The following is a 16833-nucleotide window of genomic DNA, read 5'->3' on the forward strand; positions in this document are numbered from 1 at the left end:
GCTTCATCCCCCACTGATTATCAGCCCTCACCAATCGGACTTTTAGGGGCAGCCCGCCCCCCACCTAACTTCGTTGCTTTCGCTACATTTTGAGGTGGGGGTCTTACTGCCCATTAAAGCGGGATAAAAATGATCAGACATCACGAAGTCTATACAAGAGAGCTGGGGTGATTAAATCGTAGCAAATGTAAGATTTGGTGTAAACGCTTTATTTGATTCGAAAAGACTTTCTCAATATGAACCGGCTCTAATACAGATTACACATGAAAATAAAATATGGATTAGGGGGGAAAAGGCTCCTTGTAATTAAATTTGAGAAAAAATTGTATGAGGTCAATTTGCAATAGCGTAGCGAGATGAGAAAATATCATGTAAAATAATAGTAAAAATATGTAAAGGAGCGAATGGTGTGGATGTCTTTTTGAACATTGCTGAAGAAAAAATTCGACAAGCAATACGGAATGGTGACCTTGATCATATTCCCGGAAAAGGAAAACCACTACAATTAGAAGACCTTTCAATGGTGCCTCCAGAACTTAGAATGAGTTATAAAATTTTAAAAAATGCGGGAATGATTCCACCAGAAATGGAACTACAAAAAGATATATTAAAAATAGAAGACTTAATTGCGTGCTGTTATGATGAAGCAGAGAGAAAAAAATTACAAGAAGAGTTAACAGCAAAAACGCTTCGTTTTCAGCAGGTAATGGAAAAGAGAAGAATTAAAGAGAATTCGACCTTTCGTATGTATCAAGATAAAGTATTTCGTAAATTAAGCTAAGAGGGATAAGATGAATACATTTGAAACGATAGAAGAATTAGCAACATATATTGAAGAACAACAATTAGTACTGCTCTTTATTAAAACGGAAAATTGTGGTGTTTGTGATGTTATGCTAAGAAAAGTAAATAGTCTATTAGAGAATTATGATTACGTAGAGAAAGTGGAAATATTACTACAAGACATGCAAGAGATTGCGGGGCGATATGCAGTATTTACAGGGCCAACAGTTTTATTATTTTATAATGGAAAAGAGATTCTTCGTGAATCACGATTTATTTCACTTGAAAATCTAGAAAGAACCATTCAATTATTCGAAGATTAAGGGAGGTTTTTATATGGAATTTATTATTGTCATACTATTATTTGTTGTAGTTGGAACAATCGTAACAGCAGTTCGATCAAACAAAAAGAAGGTTAATCTTACGAAACAAAATAACATTCATAATTCATCTAACAACTCATCGCCATTATTTTTCTTTGCTGGATCTGATAATGATAGCTCGCACGATGGAGGCTCACATGATTGCGGAGGATCTTTTGGTGGAGATAGTGGAGGAAGCTGCGGTGGTGGAGGCGGCGGTGATTGATGAGAATACGCCTTATATAGGCGTATTTCTTTTTAAACAAACGTTTGATTAGTTGGCTTACATATGCATAAAAACAGTTAAACAAACGTTTGATTAATATTTTTAACGTACTAAGGGGAATAGAAATGAAAAGGGAACCGAAAGTGAAAAATAAGGGGAAAGTAGTGTTATTTTTATTAGCTGCGGGAGGCGTATTTCTTGTTAAATTAGGGTTTAAAATTGGAATAATACATATGATTCGAACGTGGTTTGAAAGTACGTTTTCGTAAATAAGGAATATAGCCTCTTGCGATAGAGGTTTTTAATTTGTTATTATTAGACTGAACGGTCGGTTTAAAGAGGTGTGAATATGAGAAGAAGTGCAGAAGAGATAAAGAAAGAAATTGCATATAAAGCAGAAAGTCTGTTTTCACAGAAGGGCTATGCAGCTACATCTATGGAAGAGATTTGTGAAATTACAGAGCGAAGTAAAGGAAGCATTTATTATCACTTTAAAAGTAAAGAAGAATTATTTTTATTTGTAGTAAAACAGCATACGTATGATTGGCTTGAAAAATGGAATGAAAAAGAGCAGTTGTATAGTACGAATACTGAAAAATTATATGGTCTCGCGGAATATCATGTCGAGGACATACAGCAACCAATTTCAAATGCAATAGAGGAATTCTCTATGAGCCAAGTTGTAAGTAAAGAGATTTTGGATGAACTATTGGCTTTAACTAGAGAATCATATGTTATGTTTGAGAAACTAATTGAAGCAGGCATACAGTCTGGAGAGTTTCGTGAAGATAATACGCGCGATCTTATGTATATTGTGAATGGATTATTATCAGGGCTTGGAGTACTTTACTACGAGTTAGATTATAAAGAGCTGAAACGTATTTATAAAAAGGCAATAGATGTATTGTTAAAAGGAATGGCAGCTGAATAATAGGTCAGTTGCTTTTCTTACAAAATAAATTAGACCGAACAGTCGGTTTATGAAAGGGGAATGAAAATGAACGCTTTATTTAAAAACCGAGCATTTATGCTCGTTATGGCATCTGATATTTTACAACAATTTGCAATTTGGATCAGAAATATGGCTCTTTTGTATTTCATAATGGAGCGAACGAATAATGATCCAGTTTCCGTTTCATTGTTATCGGTTATGGAATATGCACCTATTTTTATTTTCTCGTTTATCGGTGGGGCGCTAGCTGATCGCTGGAATCCGAAAAGAACGATGGTTGCTGGAGATGTATTAAGTGTACTGTCTATTATAGGAATTGTCTTGTTGTTAAAGCTGGATTATTGGCAGGCTATATTTTTTGCAACACTCATTTCCGCGATTGTAGGTCAGTTTTCTCAGCCATCATCTTCGCGTATATTTAAGCGCTACGTAAAAGAAGAACAGGTAGCGAATGCGATTGCATTTAACCAAACATTACAGTCATTATTTATGATTTTTGGACCAGTGGTAGGGTCGCTTGTGTATACACAACTTGGTTTATTTACGTCACTATATAGCTTAATCATTTTATTTTTGTTATCTGCTATCGCTCTTTCGTTTTTACCAAAATGGGTGGAACAAGAGCAAGTGGCGAGAGATTCATTGAAAAATGATATAAAAGAAGGTTGGAAATACGTTCTTCATACGAAAAATTTACGTATGATTACGATCACTTTCACTATTATGGGCTTAGCTGTTGGACTAACGAATCCATTAGAAGTGTTTCTTGTAATAGAACGGCTTGGAATGGAAAAAGAAGCAGTTCAATATTTAGCTGCAGCTGATGGAATCGGTATGTTGATTGGTGGTATTGTTGCTGCAGTTTTCGCTTCAAAAGTGAATCCGAAAAAGATGTTTGTATTCGGTATGAGCATATTAGCTATATCATTTTTAGTAGAAGGGCTATCTACATCATTTTGGATTACTAGTTTCATGAGGTTTGGAACAGGTATTTGTTTAGCTTGTGTTAATATCGTTGTTGGTACGCTTATGATTCAACTTGTACCAGAAAATATGATTGGCAGAGTAAATGGAACAATTTTACCACTGTTTATGGGGGCAATGTTAATTGGAACTTCACTAGCTGGAGTATTGAAGGAGATTACCTCACTAGTTACTGTATTTTGTATAGCGATGGCACTTATTTTATTTGCGATAGGACCAGTTCTACGCATGCAAATAAATAAAGAAGATGTCGCTAATAAAGAGGAACTAACAAATGCGTTAGCCTCGAAATAACCATTGTAAGGGAGCAGAATTGCTCCCTTTTTTGTGGCAGTCTTTTGACAATGAAATGTACCGACTATATACTAATGTTGTAAAAACGATTTTACATGTTAGGAGAAAAGATGTGAAAAATCAAATTTATGAATTACGCACTGAAAATAATATTTCACAAGGTGCATTAGCTGATAAGTGTAAAGTTTCAAGACAGACGATAAATGCAATTGAGAATAATAAATATGATCCAAGCTTAGCATTGGCCTTTCGTTTAGCGGAAGTATTGGGAACAACTGTTGATAAACTATTTTTGTATAAGATGTAGCGTCTTTCATTGTGGGGCGTTATCGCTATAAGAAAAAGATCCTCTTCTCATGAGAAGAGGATCTTTTTCTTATAGCGTTTTCGTTTTTGGACTAGGTGGTGTAACGGATGTATCATTTTCGGGAACTCTAGTTAATAAGAATCCCCCGATAACGAACAGTACAATAATGCTAAGAACACCAGCGTTTGTTTTTCCCGTTAATTGCGTTGTAACACCGACTAATACAGGACCCATAATTGCCGCGAATTTCCCAAAGATATTATAAAATCCGAAGAATTCATTTGCAGATTCTTTAGGTACTAGTTTTGCAAAATAGGAACGACTAAGTGCTTGAATACCACCTTGAGAAGTGGCAACTAACATTGCTAAAATCCAGAAATCGAGTGTTGTTTTTAAGAAATAAGCATATGTGCAGATAATGATATAAATAATAATACCGACATATAGCATCTTTTTACCTGTAAATGTTTCTGATAATTTTCCATATAATAAAGCGAATGGACAAGCTACAATTTGTGTGACGAATAAGATGATTAATAGATTTGTTGCACTAATGCCAAGATCTGTGCCGTAAGCGGTGGACATAGTAATAATTGTATCGACCCCATCAATATAGAAAAAGTAAGCAATTAGGAACATAAAGACCGTTTTATATTCTTTAATATTTTTAAAAGTATCAGCAAGACGTTTGAAGCTCATTGCAATTGGTCTAGGGTGACGTTCAATATAGTGCGTTTGCTCTACGTTTTTTAGCATTGGAATTGTAAATAACCCCCACCAAAGAGCTGTTATCGCGAATGAAATTTGACTAGCGATGCCAACTGATAAAGGGATAGTTCCTTTTTGAGCAAGAATAATAAGAGCGATACAACCGATAAAAGGAATAGTACTCCCAATATAACCTAATGCAAAGCCTCTCGTAGAAATTCGGTCCATTCTATCTTCAGAAGTGACATCTACTAAAAATGCATCATAAAAGATATTTGCCCCAGCAAAACCGACTAATGCTAGCATATAGCACCCTAGTAATAAGTACCACTGAGATGTCGGGACGACTGCTAGCATACTTGTAAATACGATACCGAGTCCAAAGAAGAATGTGAAAAATCGTTTCTTAAATCCTTTATAATCAGCAACTGTGCCGAGAATAGGGGCAAGTATAGAAATTAAAAGTGTAGCGAACGAGTTTGCATATCCCCAATATGCTGTTGAAGTTGCACCAGATAGTCCAGCTTCTTTAGCGGCTGCTTTAAAGTAAATTGGGAATAATGCAGTAGTAATGACGAGTGAATATACTGAGTTCGCCCAATCGTATAATATCCAGCTTTTTTCTTGTCTGGACATTTTCTTCATATAATGTTCCCCCTTAAATTTGTTCTACTAACAGTGTACAAAAATAAAAATTATAAAAAGAGAAACAGTGATGATTTTTACATAACTTTTACATATATACACAGTTCTTTACAATTGGAGTAAATCCTCTACAATTGATCCATCTGTTTCACCTAAGTGTAAACCGAGTAGTCTAGCGATAGTTGGACCTTCATCAATAAGTCTCATATACGGGATAGTAACGCCGTTTTTTATCCCTTTCCCAGCAGCGATAAAAATTGTTTCATAGTTAGGTTTTGTTGGAGAGTATCCATGCGTACCAAATGTATATTTTTTACTAGGCATAACATCTTTTTCAGTAATTTTTTTTATAAAATCTCCTGTATAGTTTTCAGTGAAATAATATCCTTCTCGCGCTTCTAACATAAATAAACAATCACCATCTGCACCGCAGTCTTTTGCAGCTTCATCATGAAGTATAAATTCAATACCGTTTTGTTTATTTTGAAGTAGTTCTTCAAGTAGTCGTTGTACGTCTCGAATTGTATCGGTATCGTTCTTGTCTTTCACATATACATAGGCAGATCCGTCACAACTTTGGCAATAGGCCTTCCAGTCTACTAATTTTCCTTTTGAATTTATAGATATAAGCCCTTTTTGATGAAATAGTACATTTAATTGAATGGCTTTGTTTTCACTCAAAGCGCTATGATCACCAAGAGCGATAATTGTACTCTCTTCGTATAGGTCACTGTCTTTTAAAGTTTGAATAATTTTCCCTAGCCGTTCATCGTGTCTATGAATTGCAGCTATTGTTTCTTTTGATTCAAAGCCGTGATAGTGTCTTTGAGTGTCTAAATCGGTGAAATGTACGAACATGACATTCGGCTTTTTCGTCTGGATTGTATGCAAAGCAGAAGCAAGTACGAAATCATCGAGTTCAGGTTGTGACAGTCCATTTCGTATATGGCCGAAGAGGTGATTTAATTCTAATTGGTATAGTGGGCTACCGCTAAATAATGAAACTAACACTTGATTTTGCCACGGTCTATTAGGAAAGATTTCAGGCAAATTATAATTAATATTTGCTCTGCCAGTAACAGGCCAAAGAAGAGCTGCTGTCGTTAAATTTGCTTTACGTGCTTCATCGTATAATGTTGTTCCTTTAATAGATTTTCGGTACCAATGCCAATCTGGTGACTCACGTCCAGGTTGAAGTAATGTATTGCTAACTACGCCATGTTTATTAGGATAGTTTCCAGTAACGATTGTTGAGTGACTTGGGTATGTTACAGAAGGATAAATAGGTTCCACTTTTTTCGCAATCGCGCCCTTGTTTATTAATGTTTGGAAATTAGGTAGTTTTTGTAATAAAGGAAAATCTAAAGCTGATAAGCAATCGAAAGATAAAATAATGACGCGGTTTGTTAATGCTTTATCCATAAAGTTCCCTCCTGATTATATAAAACCTATTATTATATATTACTATTAATACCTAGTAATAAAAATATAATTTTAAGGTGAAAATTTATTATTTATTTTCAGAAAAATTAAACATATAATTAAGTATAAGGGAATCTATGGAAGGAGGGAATACTGTGGATTGGCTAGATGGATTTGGTATTTTTTACATCATTGGCGGAATTACGATTATCCTTGTATTTGCTATTTCGTATTTATTAAAGAAACGGTTTCCAGACAAGCAGTTTGATATTATATTTGCACTTAGTTTAATACTTCTTTGTTTAGCATCCTTCCCGGTTACAATGATGGTGATTGGTGGATGGGAAGGAATGGGATATGGATTTATTGGTTTCTTCGTTCTACTTGGTACACTTATCGGTATGATTGCACATCAACTTGTAAAAATCACGAGAAAAAGCTACGTATAAAACTGCAGAAAATGAAAAGAATATATAAAAATGAGAAAATTAGCTATTGTTTTAAAAAAGAATTTGTATTATGATAATCAACAAATTTATTTCGTTATAACGATGAAAAAGGATTAGTACATGTTCAACCTTTTTAGCAGAGAGAGAATCCAGTAGGCTGAAAGATTCTTAAAAAGGCAATATGGAACCTACCTTTGCGTTCTGCATATGCAGCGGGAATTTCCCGTTATCAAAAAGAGAGCATGCGCAATTTTTGTGCATGAATCAGGGTGGTAACGCCGGCAAAGCTCGGTCCCTATTTAGGGACACGGGCTTTTTTGTATTTTCTAGAAGGAGGAAGACTGACTATGGCAAAAGAACAAGTACAAGCGATTACGAAGATGGAAGAGGACTTTGCACAGTGGTACACAGATATTGTGAAAAAAGCAGAACTTGTTGATTATTCAAGTGTAAAAGGGTGTATGATTCTACGCCCGTACGGTTATGCCTTATGGGAAAATATGCAGAAAGTGATGGATGAGAAATTAAAAGCAACTGGTCATGAAAATGTGTATATGCCAATGTTTATCCCAGAGAGTTTATTGCAAAAAGAGAAGGATCATGTAGAAGGATTTGCTCCTGAAGTAGCATGGGTGACACATGGCGGGGATGAAAAATTAGCGGAAAGACTTTGTATACGCCCTACATCTGAAACTTTATTCTGTGAGCATTTTTCAAAAATTGTGCAATCCTATAATGATTTGCCAAAGTTATATAATCAGTGGTGTTCAGTAGTTCGTTGGGAAAAGACAACGAGGCCATTCCTTCGTACAACGGAGTTCTTATGGCAAGAGGGACATACAATTCATGAAACAGCAGAAGAATCTCAAGCTGAAACGCTACATATTTTAAATCTATATGCTTCTTTCTGTGAAGATTACTTAGCGATACCAGTAATTAAAGGACAAAAAACAGAGAAAGAAAAATTTGCAGGCGCAAAGGCAACTTATACAATTGAAAGCTTAATGCATGATGGGAAAGCACTTCAAACAGGAACATCTCATAACTTTGGAACGAATTTCTCTGAAGCATTTGATATTAAGTTTTTAGATCGTAACGGTAAGTGGCAATATGTACACCAAACATCTTGGGGTGTATCAACAAGAATGATAGGTGGACTTATTATGGTTCATAGTGATAATAATGGGCTTGTAATGCCTCCTAAAGTTGCACCAGTGCAAGTTGTTATTGTACCGATTGCGCAACATAAAGAAGGTGTGTTAGAAAAGGCAACAGAGTTACAAGGTCGTATTCAAAACGTTGCACGTGTGAAGGTAGATGCTAGTAATAAAACACCAGGCTGGAAATTTAATGAGTATGAAATGAAGGGCATTCCAATTCGATTAGAAGTTGGTCCTAAAGATATGGAAAAGAATCAAGTCGTACTTGTAAGAAGAGATACGAAAGAAAAAGAATTTATATCAATGGATCAATTAGAAGAACGTATTCCAGCACTACTTGAGGAAATTCATAATTCTTTATTTAATAAGGCAAAAGTATTCCGCGATGAGAATACGTATAGTGTGACGAATTTCGAAGAGATGAAAAAAGTAGCGGATGAAAAGCAAGGATTTATTAAGGCAATGTGGTGCGGAGAGTTAGCTTGTGAAGAGAAACTAAAAGAGGAAGTTGGAGTATCTTCACGCTGTATGCCTTTTGAGCAAGAGCATGTAGCTGACGAATGTATTTGTTGTGGTAAAGAAGCTAAGCAAATGGTGTATTGGGGAAAAGCGTATTAATACGCTTTCTGATAAGTGATAAAAAGGACTTTGGGCTGCGTAATAAAATGCAATCCAAAGTCCTTTTAGTTTTACAATTTGTTTCATGTGTTTTTTAGATGGAAGGATGTGTTTTATTTTGCGTTTTTACGGCGAATAAATAGTAACATACCAATTAGGAATGTTGAAAGTCCCATTAGAATAGATGCCGGATAATGTGTTGCAGTATTTGGTAACTTATCGCCTTGTTTTTTCGCGTTATCTTTTACGTTACCACCTTGGGAACCATTGCCTCCTTGAGAACTACTATCGCCTTTAACACGGCTGCCTCCCTGAGAGTCATCACTCCCTTGAGAACTGCTACCGCCTTTAACACGGCTGCCCCCTTGAGAGCCATTATCTCCTTGAGAACCGCTGCCACCAGAACCATTGCCACCAGAACCACTGCCGCCAGAACCGTTACCACCAGAACCGTTGTCACCAGAGCCACTGCCACCAGAACCACTGCCGCCAGAACCGTTACCACCAGAACCACTGCCGCCAGAGCCATTGCCACCAGAACCATTGCCACCAGAACCACTGCCGCCAGAGCCATTGCCACCAGAACCATTGCCACCAGAACCATTGCCATCAGAACCGTTACCACCAGAACCGTTGTCACCAGAGCCACTGCCATCAGAACCGTTACCACCAGAACCGTTGCCGCCGGAGCCATTGCCACCAGAACCACTGCCGCCAGAACCGTTGCCGCCGGAGCCATTGCCACCAGAACCACTGCCATCAGAACCGTTGCCGCCGGAGCCATTGCCACCAGAACCACTGCCATCAGAACCGTTGCCGCCGGAACCATTGCCACCAGAACCACTGCCATCAGAACCGTTGCCACCAGAACCACTGCCATCAGAACCGTTGCCACCAGAACCGTTGCCACCAGAGCCATTGCCACCAGAACCACTATCGTCCTGAGAGCCACCGTTTCCTGGTGGTTTATTATTATCTTTTGAGTTACCTTCTGCTAAATGATCGTTATTTTGTACAATTGCGTTTGTTGCTGGAGAGAAGTTTTCTGTTGCTGCATTACCGATATTTAAACCGCTAAAAAAAGATAAAGAGAGTGTTGATGCCAAAATGAAGATTTTCGTCATTGTTTTCCTCCTAAGAAATTAATATTCCATCTAAAATACATCCCTTTGTAATATTTCTTAGGAAAAAGAGTTTTATGCAAAAAAAACTATATATAGAAAAAGGTGGTGTATTTCTGAAGAGAGAAAAGAGTTAGTGTAAATTCTTTATAATAGTAGAGTGGTGGAAACTTTACACCCATTACAGTAGAGGAAGTGACAGCAGATGAAAGAATATATTGCATTTGATATTGGTGGTACGCAAATTAAATATGGAATTGTTTCAGAAACAGGGACAGTACGAAAGCATAAAACAGTTCCAACAGAAATTCATTTGGGCGGGGAACAAATCATTCAAAAACTCATTCTTTTATCAAAAAAATTAATGAATGAACATACGATTTCAGGAATTGGTATTAGTACTGCTGGAATTGTTAATATTTACAAAGGGATTGTAACGGGAGGGGCGGAGCATATTCCGAACTACGCGACTATTCCTATTATTGATAGATTGCAAGAGGTATTAAAAGTTCCTGTATCTATTGACAATGATGTGAATTGTGCAGCGTTCGGAGAAAAGTGGAACGGTGTTGGAAGAGATAAAAGAAACTTTATTATGCTTACTCTTGGAACTGGTATTGGAGGAGCGATTTTTATAGATGGAGAGTTATACAGAGGACATTCTTTTAGTGCTGGTGAATGGGGAAATATGTTAATAGAAGGAAAGCCGTTTGAAGAGGTCGCTTCCATTTCAGGGTTAATCCGTCTTGTGCGAAAGTATAAAGGCGAAAGTGATTGGAATGGAAAAAAGATTTTTGAACTGTATGATAAAGACGATAGGGAAGTTACGCAAGCAGTTGAGGTTTTCTTTAAACATTTAGCGATTGGAATTAGTAATCTTGCTTATATTTTTAATCCAGAAATGATTGTTATAGGTGGAGGAATTACTGGTAGGGGAAATCAGTTCTTAAAAGAAGTAAAAGAAGAGGTGGAAAAATATTTAAATAAGGAGATTTATAGCAATTGCGAGATTGAACTTGCGCAAAACGGTAATTGTGCAGGAATGATTGGTTCTATTTACCACTTCTTACATCATCATAAGTAAATTATATGAATGTTTTCATATAACTGAGAATTTATCCTTTTTATCACTAGGTAAATAATGCTACAATATAAGGGAAGAATACAATATTTTCCGCCTTGGAAAATGCTTTGTAGAAAGGAAGAAACTGCATGCCTATTATTTTAGAAAAAGGTCAAAAGATCGATTTAACGAAAGGACAACCAAAAGTAGCAAAACTACAGGTTGGCTTAGGCTGGGATCCAATTGGGCAATCAGGTGGGTTTCTGTCTTCATTATTTGGAAGTAAACCAAATGTAGATTGTGATGCATCTGTTGTTATGTTAGAAGGGGATCGTTTTTTAAACAAAAACGATTTAGTTTACTTCGGAAACAAACTTTCTACTTGTGGTAGTATTATTCATTCAGGAGATAATTTAACAGGTGAAGGCGCTGGTGACGACGAAACAATTTTCGTAGAATTACATAAAGTTCCAAGCCGTATTAATCGTTTAGTATTCGTTGTAAATATTTATGACTGTGTAAATCGTCGTCAAGATTTCGGGATGATTCGTAATGCGTATATTCGTATTCAAAACCCGCAAACTGGTGAAGAATTAGCACGCTATAATTTATCGGATAATTATGCTGGCAAAATGACTTTAATTGCAGGTGAAATGTATCGCCACGGAAGTGAATGGAAGTTTTCAGCTGTTGGAGAAGGCACACAAGATAAAAACTTAAGTGAGATTGTATCACGTTATCAATAAAATAAACCGAGGAGGAATTGCATATGGCATCAATTTCATTGAAAAAAGGACAAAAGGTAGACTTAACAAAAACAAATCCGGGTCTTTCAAAAGTTCTTGTAGGACTTGGTTGGGATACGAATCGTTATGACGGACAAAACGATTTCGATTTAGATGTTAGTATTTTCTTAGTAGGTGCGAATGGTAAAGTTTCAGGTGCAGAGGATTTCGTTTTCTATAATAACCCTAAAGGTGCGAATGGTGCTGTAGAGCATTTAGGAGATAACCGAACTGGTGACGGTGAAGGTGATGACGAAGCGATTAAAGTAGATTTAAAAAATGTACCTGCACATATCGAACGTATTTGCTTCACAATTACAATTTATGACGGAGAAGGCCGTAGCCAAAACTTCGGACAAGTTTCTAACTCTTTCGTACGTATTTTAGATGAAGAAAAGAATGCAGAGCTAATTCGTTACGATTTAGGAGAAGATTTCTCTATTGAAACAGCTGTTGTAGTAGGTGAATTATACCGTCATGCAGGTGACTGGAAGTTCAATGCAATCGGAAGTGGATTCCAAGGTGGATTAGCGTCTCTATGTAATAATTTCGGTTTAGATGTAGAGTAATAGATTGATATATCCATCGGTGAAACAGATGTTTACTGATGGATATATTTTTTAAGATTAAAATATAGAGGTGAATATAAATGGTAATTCAATTGCAAAAAGGACAGAAGATTGATTTAGGTAAGACAAGCCCTGGTTTAACAAAAGCAGTAATTGGTCTTGGTTGGGATATTAAATCTTATGATGGTGGATCAGATTTTGATTTAGATGCATCTGCTTTTTTATTAGATGCGAACGGAAAATGTACGAAGGAAACTGATTTTATCTTCTATAACAATTTACAGTCTCCTTGTGGATCTGTTTTACATACAGGAGATAACCGTACAGGTGAAGGCGACGGGGATGATGAGCAACTTGTTGTAGATTTGAAAAAGGTTCCAGCAGATGTTCATAAAATTGCTATTACAGTTACAATTTATGATGGAGAAGGCCGTAATCAAAACTTTGGTCAAGTCGGAAACGCATTTGTTCGTTTAGCAAATGAAGAAACGAATGAAGAAGTTCTTCGTTTTGATTTAGGTGAAGATTTCTCCATCGAAACAGCAGTTGTCTTTTGTGAATTATACCGTCATAATGGACAGTGGAAGTTTAATGCAGTAGGAAGTGGATTCCAAGGTGGTTTAGGTGCGCTTGTAAGAGCGTATGGCTTGGATGCATAAGAAGGGAAACGATATTCGTTTCCTTTTTTTGACCTTTCTATAAATCTAGCAAAGAATAGGGGATAAAGGTAAGATGAGTATTTTGCAAGGAATCCTTGATACGTATGCTCAGTTTTTCGACTTGGACATGTGGATTAAAGTGTTGCAGGATCCAGTATCTTGGGGATTAATTGGTACACTTGTTGTACTTGAAGGATTATTATCTGCTGATAACGCACTTGTATTAGCAGTAATGGTAAAACACCTTCCGGAAGAAAAGCGTAAAAAAGCATTATTCTATGGACTTATTGGAGCTTATGTATTCCGTTTTATTGCGATTGGAATTGGAATGTTCTTAATTAAATTAGCGTGGGTAAAAGTGTTAGGTGCACTTTACTTAGCTTGGCTTTCAGTTAAATACTTCATTGATAAGAGAAAAGGTAATGCAGAAGAAGAGGAAGCTCATGGTATGAACCAAAACAGTATTCTCTTCAGAATGTTTGGTGTCTTCTGGGGAACAGTTGCGATGGTTGAATTAATGGATATCGCGTTCTCTGTAGATAGTGTACTTGCCGCATTTGGTGTATCAAATGAAGTTTGGATTTTATTATTAGGTGGAATGCTTGGTATTTTAATGATGCGTGGTATTGCTGGTGTATTCTTAAAATTGTTAGAGCGTATTCCGGAACTTGAAACGACAGCATATATTTTAATCTTAATTATTGCAGCAAAAATGTTATTGTCTGTTATTCATATTGAAGTAAGCCATACGCTATTCTTTATTATTTTAGTTGTAGCATTTGGAGCAACATTTATACTTCACTACATGAAGAATTCTGGACAAGCTAAAGAAGAAGTTGCAGCTACTAAAAATAATCATAAATAATTGAAATGGGTTTGCTCGTTTTACGAGCGCCCATTTTTTATAACCAAAAATAGTTTATAATAGAAGGAAGACTTAGAAAAAGTAAATGTTTTTGGAGGTGAACTGTTGTGTTTTCACGTTTTACACTTCAACCATATGCATTAAAAGATGAATCAGATTTAAAGCAATTTGAAGCACTTTTAGAAAAACGCCCACAGTATGAGCTGACAGAGAATGAGATGAAATTTAGTTATATAGCATGTCGAATCCTTGGCGTTCCGAATAATGTAGATGAATATTTTAATGAGCTGTTTGATTATAGTGAAGCCAAAGGGATCGAGGTTTTGCATGAACAAAATTTAAATAAGGTGATTGATCCCGAAAAACTACGCCATATTCAAGAGGTTTTTACATTACATCAAGAAGCACCGAATGGACTTACAGTAAATAGGCTTGTAGCCCATTTGTCTGGAAAACAACTCTTACCACAAGTAAACAATCCTGACTTACAGCATTATATACATACGACGTTTATTTCTGTATTGAAATTATATGAGAAACAACATAATCAATCTTTAAAGACAGAGGGCTTCCGTCGTTTCTTGATCGACATGATTAAATTAAGCGAAAATTACGTAGCGAAGTGGTTCTCTACGATTAACTATAAGAAACAAATGCCGCGCATTATTTGGTACGGTGATGCACAGGAAAGCCGTATATATTTCTTATACTTTCTTATTATGCTCGGCTGCGATGTACTTTATTATCACCCAGAAGGAAAAGATGGATTTGAGAATATTGATGAAGAAGGAAGAAGTTTTGTTGTGTCTCATCCAAGTCGGATTTCTCTTGAGCCATTTCCTGATCGCCGCCGCGAGCGTGTGGCAACAGTAGCGTATCAAGCTTCAAAAGAAATTGAACAAGTACTTCACCACGATAATTCACTATTATACAAGCCGTGGCAATTCCGTTCCTATACGCCTGTAGCTCGTACGCTTAAAACAACGTATGATGAGCTCTTCTTAATTACGAAAGAAAAGGCATTTGTACGTCCGACATTCTTTGTTGAGAATAAACATATTTATATCCCTTCTTTATTTGCGAAAATATCAGGTGTTTCAAAGAATGATAAAGAATATTTTCAGCGATTAAAGGCCGTTACATCGTTTGATAACAGTTTATTAATTAATACATTCCCATTTACGAAAGAACAAAAAGCAAATTTCCAATATCATTACCGAGATGCTTTAGATCGCGGGGGGAATTTACATCCAGATTTAATTATGAACAGTCATTGGTGGCCACATAAACGATTGCCAGAAGGATTACAACATGGTATTGCAGAGGCGATCATTCATGCGTGCGAAAGTGAAATGTGTAAACCCATTGCGAAAGAGACGAAACAAGATGTAGCGCTGTATGTTTTCGCACAGCTTTCTCAAATACCGCCGAACATTTTAGAACAGCTTGAGAAATTTGATTATTCACAAGATGTACCGAAAATTGTTATATTTAATAATGAGAAGAGTGGAGAATTAACTCGTTCTGATGCTGTTTTATTACTATTTTTAAATCAAATTGGAGTAGATGTATTCCATTTCAATCCAACGGGAAGAAACGATATTGAACCGTATATTGAAGCGGGGGCATTTGACTCACATTGGCTTGAAGAAGTTAATTTCGATCTTGAGTTTCATGGTTCATCAGCCTATAAAAATTTATCACAAACAATAAAAGGACTATTTCGTCCATTTTTATAAGGAAAGGGAGAATACCATATGAATAACCCAGTCGTACTAGATTCAAAAACAGAATTAAATGAGCAAACAGCACAAGATGTTCGCTTGCAGCTGAGACAAGATGCAGAAGTACAACGTATTTATAATGCAGTAGATATTAAAGATCAGTTAGAATTAATCGAGCTTGGAAAAGAACCTTCTATGGAAATTTCACGTTTTGCTGATCAAATTTTACATACAATGTCTTTATCAAAAATAGAAGACTCTGGAGAATTATTAAAACAGCTTGGTAAAATTATGGATCGATTTGATAGCAAAGACTTTGCGGAAGAGAAAAGCGGTTTCTTCTCACGTATGTTCAAAAAAGCGGATAAAATGATTGAACAAATCTTTAGCAAGTACCAAACAATGGGCCGCGAAATGGATAAAGTGTATGTGGAAATTACGAAGTATCAAGATGAAATGAAAAAATCAATTGGTACGTTAGACGGCTTATATGAGCAAAACTTAAAATATTATTTAGACTTAGAAAAATACGTAGTAGCAGGGGAAATGTTATTAGAGCGTTTAAATACAGAGTTGGTTCCAATGTATGAAGAGCGTGTGCGTAACAATGACCAATTAGCAGGCATTGAATTAGAATCACTGAAAAATTCTGTTGAAATTTTAGAGCAACGTATTGATGATTTAGAAAAAGCGCGTATGGTTGCGCTACTGACAGCACCGCAAATTCGTATGGTTCAACGTGGTAACAATAAATTAATTGGTAAAATCAATACAGCATTTATTACAACGATCCCTATCTTTAAAAATGGTATCATTCAAGCGGTAAATGCGAAACGTCAAAAGCTTGTTGCAGATTCTATGGCTGAACTGGATCGCCGTACAAATGAATTACTTAAGAAAAATGCACAAAATATCGCAACGCAAAGTGTGGAAGTAGCGAGATTATCAGGTTCTTCTAGTATTAAGATGGAAACACTTGAGGAAACTTGGAACATTATTTCAAGAGGTATGCAAGAAACGCAACAAATTGAAGAACAAAATAAACGTGAGCGTGAAGAAAGCCGCAAGCGTATGGCTACATTAACTGAGAACATTAAAAAAGAATTACAAGGGTAAATGAAAAGGCGATGAGGAATA

19 protein-coding genes and 1 other annotated feature are annotated in these 16833 nt (G+C 36.2%); of the genes, 16 read left to right on the forward strand and 3 right to left on the reverse strand.

Annotation, left to right across the window (positions count from 1 at the left end; genetic code table 11):
- The first annotated feature begins 409 nt into the window (after window positions 1–409).
- The 7 genes from VF726_RS24915 (at window position 410) to VF726_RS24945 (ending at window position 3908) form a co-directional block, all read left to right on the forward strand.
- The gene (locus VF726_RS24915; RefSeq protein ID WP_440172862.1) at window positions 410–781 is read left to right on the forward strand and encodes a DUF1992 domain-containing protein; all 372 of its coding nucleotides are present in this window, start codon (window positions 410–412) and stop codon (window positions 779–781) included.
- Window positions 782–791: 10 nt separating this feature from the next.
- Window positions 792–1106 (forward strand): thioredoxin family protein, encoded by a 315-nt coding sequence (locus VF726_RS24920; protein ID WP_440172863.1) that lies wholly within the window; start codon window positions 792–794, stop codon window positions 1104–1106.
- Window positions 1107–1119: 13 nt separating this feature from the next.
- Complete coding sequence (locus VF726_RS24925) at window positions 1120–1371, forward strand: hypothetical protein (RefSeq protein ID WP_000394366.1); 252 nt, start codon at window positions 1120–1122, stop codon at window positions 1369–1371.
- A 125-nt stretch (window positions 1372–1496) separates the two neighbouring features.
- Complete coding sequence (locus VF726_RS24930; protein WP_000817984.1) at window positions 1497–1640, forward strand: hypothetical protein; 144 nt, start codon at window positions 1497–1499, stop codon at window positions 1638–1640.
- 80 nt (window positions 1641–1720) lie between these two features.
- Entirely contained in the window at window positions 1721–2302 is a 582-nt protein-coding gene (locus tag VF726_RS24935; RefSeq protein ID WP_440172864.1) for a TetR/AcrR family transcriptional regulator, read from the forward strand.
- A 66-nt stretch (window positions 2303–2368) separates the two neighbouring features.
- Window positions 2369–3601 carry an MFS transporter gene (locus tag VF726_RS24940; protein ID WP_440172865.1) on the forward strand — a complete coding sequence of 411 codons (1233 nt, stop codon included), beginning with the start codon at window positions 2369–2371 and terminating at the stop codon, window positions 3599–3601.
- A gap of 55 nt (window positions 3602–3656) precedes the next feature.
- Window positions 3657–3908: a helix-turn-helix transcriptional regulator gene (locus tag VF726_RS24945; protein ID WP_002078892.1), complete on the forward strand. Its 252-nt coding sequence runs from the start codon at window positions 3657–3659 to the stop codon at window positions 3906–3908.
- Window positions 3909–3977: 69 nt separating this feature from the next.
- Here the strand turns inward: VF726_RS24945 and VF726_RS24950 are convergent, their stop codons facing one another.
- Both VF726_RS24950 and VF726_RS24955 read right to left on the reverse strand, forming a co-directional pair.
- Window positions 3978–5261, reverse strand: coding sequence for an MFS transporter (locus VF726_RS24950; protein ID WP_440172866.1), 1284 nt, complete (start codon window positions 5259–5261; stop codon window positions 3978–3980).
- A gap of 108 nt (window positions 5262–5369) precedes the next feature.
- Complete coding sequence (locus VF726_RS24955) at window positions 5370–6683, reverse strand: alkaline phosphatase family protein (RefSeq protein WP_440172867.1); 1314 nt, start codon at window positions 6681–6683, stop codon at window positions 5370–5372.
- 155 nt (window positions 6684–6838) lie between these two features.
- Between VF726_RS24955 and VF726_RS24960 the strand changes: the two genes are divergently transcribed.
- Both VF726_RS24960 and proS read left to right on the forward strand, forming a co-directional pair.
- Window positions 6839–7132, forward strand: a complete 294-nt coding sequence (locus VF726_RS24960) for a YesK-like family protein (RefSeq protein ID WP_000383853.1) — start codon at window positions 6839–6841, stop codon at window positions 7130–7132.
- A gap of 93 nt (window positions 7133–7225) precedes the next feature.
- Window positions 7226–7432 (forward strand) — a binding site (T-box leader).
- 47 nt (window positions 7433–7479) lie between these two features.
- Window positions 7480–8910, forward strand: a complete 1431-nt coding sequence (gene proS, locus VF726_RS24965) for a proline--tRNA ligase (RefSeq protein WP_440172868.1) — start codon at window positions 7480–7482, stop codon at window positions 8908–8910.
- Window positions 8911–9023: 113 nt separating this feature from the next.
- Here proS and VF726_RS24970 read toward each other — a convergent pair whose 3' ends face one another.
- On the reverse strand, window positions 9024–10034 hold the full coding sequence (locus tag VF726_RS24970; protein WP_440172869.1) for an LPXTG cell wall anchor domain-containing protein: 1011 nt from the start codon (window positions 10032–10034) through the stop codon (window positions 9024–9026).
- A 202-nt stretch (window positions 10035–10236) separates the two neighbouring features.
- Here VF726_RS24970 and VF726_RS24975 point away from each other — a divergent pair, with 202 nt between their 5' ends.
- The 7 genes from VF726_RS24975 (at window position 10237) to VF726_RS25005 (ending at window position 16812) form a co-directional block, all read left to right on the forward strand.
- The gene (locus VF726_RS24975) at window positions 10237–11115 is read left to right on the forward strand and encodes an ROK family protein (RefSeq protein WP_440172870.1); all 879 of its coding nucleotides are present in this window, start codon (window positions 10237–10239) and stop codon (window positions 11113–11115) included.
- 128 nt (window positions 11116–11243) lie between these two features.
- Window positions 11244–11840, forward strand: coding sequence for a TerD family protein (locus VF726_RS24980; protein ID WP_440172871.1), 597 nt, complete (start codon window positions 11244–11246; stop codon window positions 11838–11840).
- Between the two features lie 23 nt (window positions 11841–11863).
- Window positions 11864–12448 (forward strand): TerD family protein, encoded by a 585-nt coding sequence (locus VF726_RS24985; protein ID WP_000146724.1) that lies wholly within the window; start codon window positions 11864–11866, stop codon window positions 12446–12448.
- Window positions 12449–12528: 80 nt separating this feature from the next.
- Complete coding sequence (locus VF726_RS24990; RefSeq protein ID WP_000236647.1) at window positions 12529–13107, forward strand: TerD family protein; 579 nt, start codon at window positions 12529–12531, stop codon at window positions 13105–13107.
- Between the two features lie 73 nt (window positions 13108–13180).
- The gene (locus tag VF726_RS24995) at window positions 13181–13972 is read left to right on the forward strand and encodes a TerC family protein (protein ID WP_042515766.1); all 792 of its coding nucleotides are present in this window, start codon (window positions 13181–13183) and stop codon (window positions 13970–13972) included.
- A 107-nt stretch (window positions 13973–14079) separates the two neighbouring features.
- A complete protein-coding gene (locus VF726_RS25000; protein WP_440172872.1) occupies window positions 14080–15711 on the forward strand; it encodes a YceG family protein in 1632 nt (543 codons plus the stop codon).
- A gap of 18 nt (window positions 15712–15729) precedes the next feature.
- A complete protein-coding gene (locus VF726_RS25005) occupies window positions 15730–16812 on the forward strand; it encodes a toxic anion resistance protein (RefSeq protein ID WP_001064419.1) in 1083 nt (360 codons plus the stop codon).
- Window positions 16813–16833: the final 21 nt, after the last annotated feature.

Origin of the sequence: Bacillus sp. Brlt_9, from assembly GCF_051948935.1 — a bacterium.
GTDB lineage: Bacteria > Bacillota > Bacilli > Bacillales > Bacillaceae_G > Bacillus_A.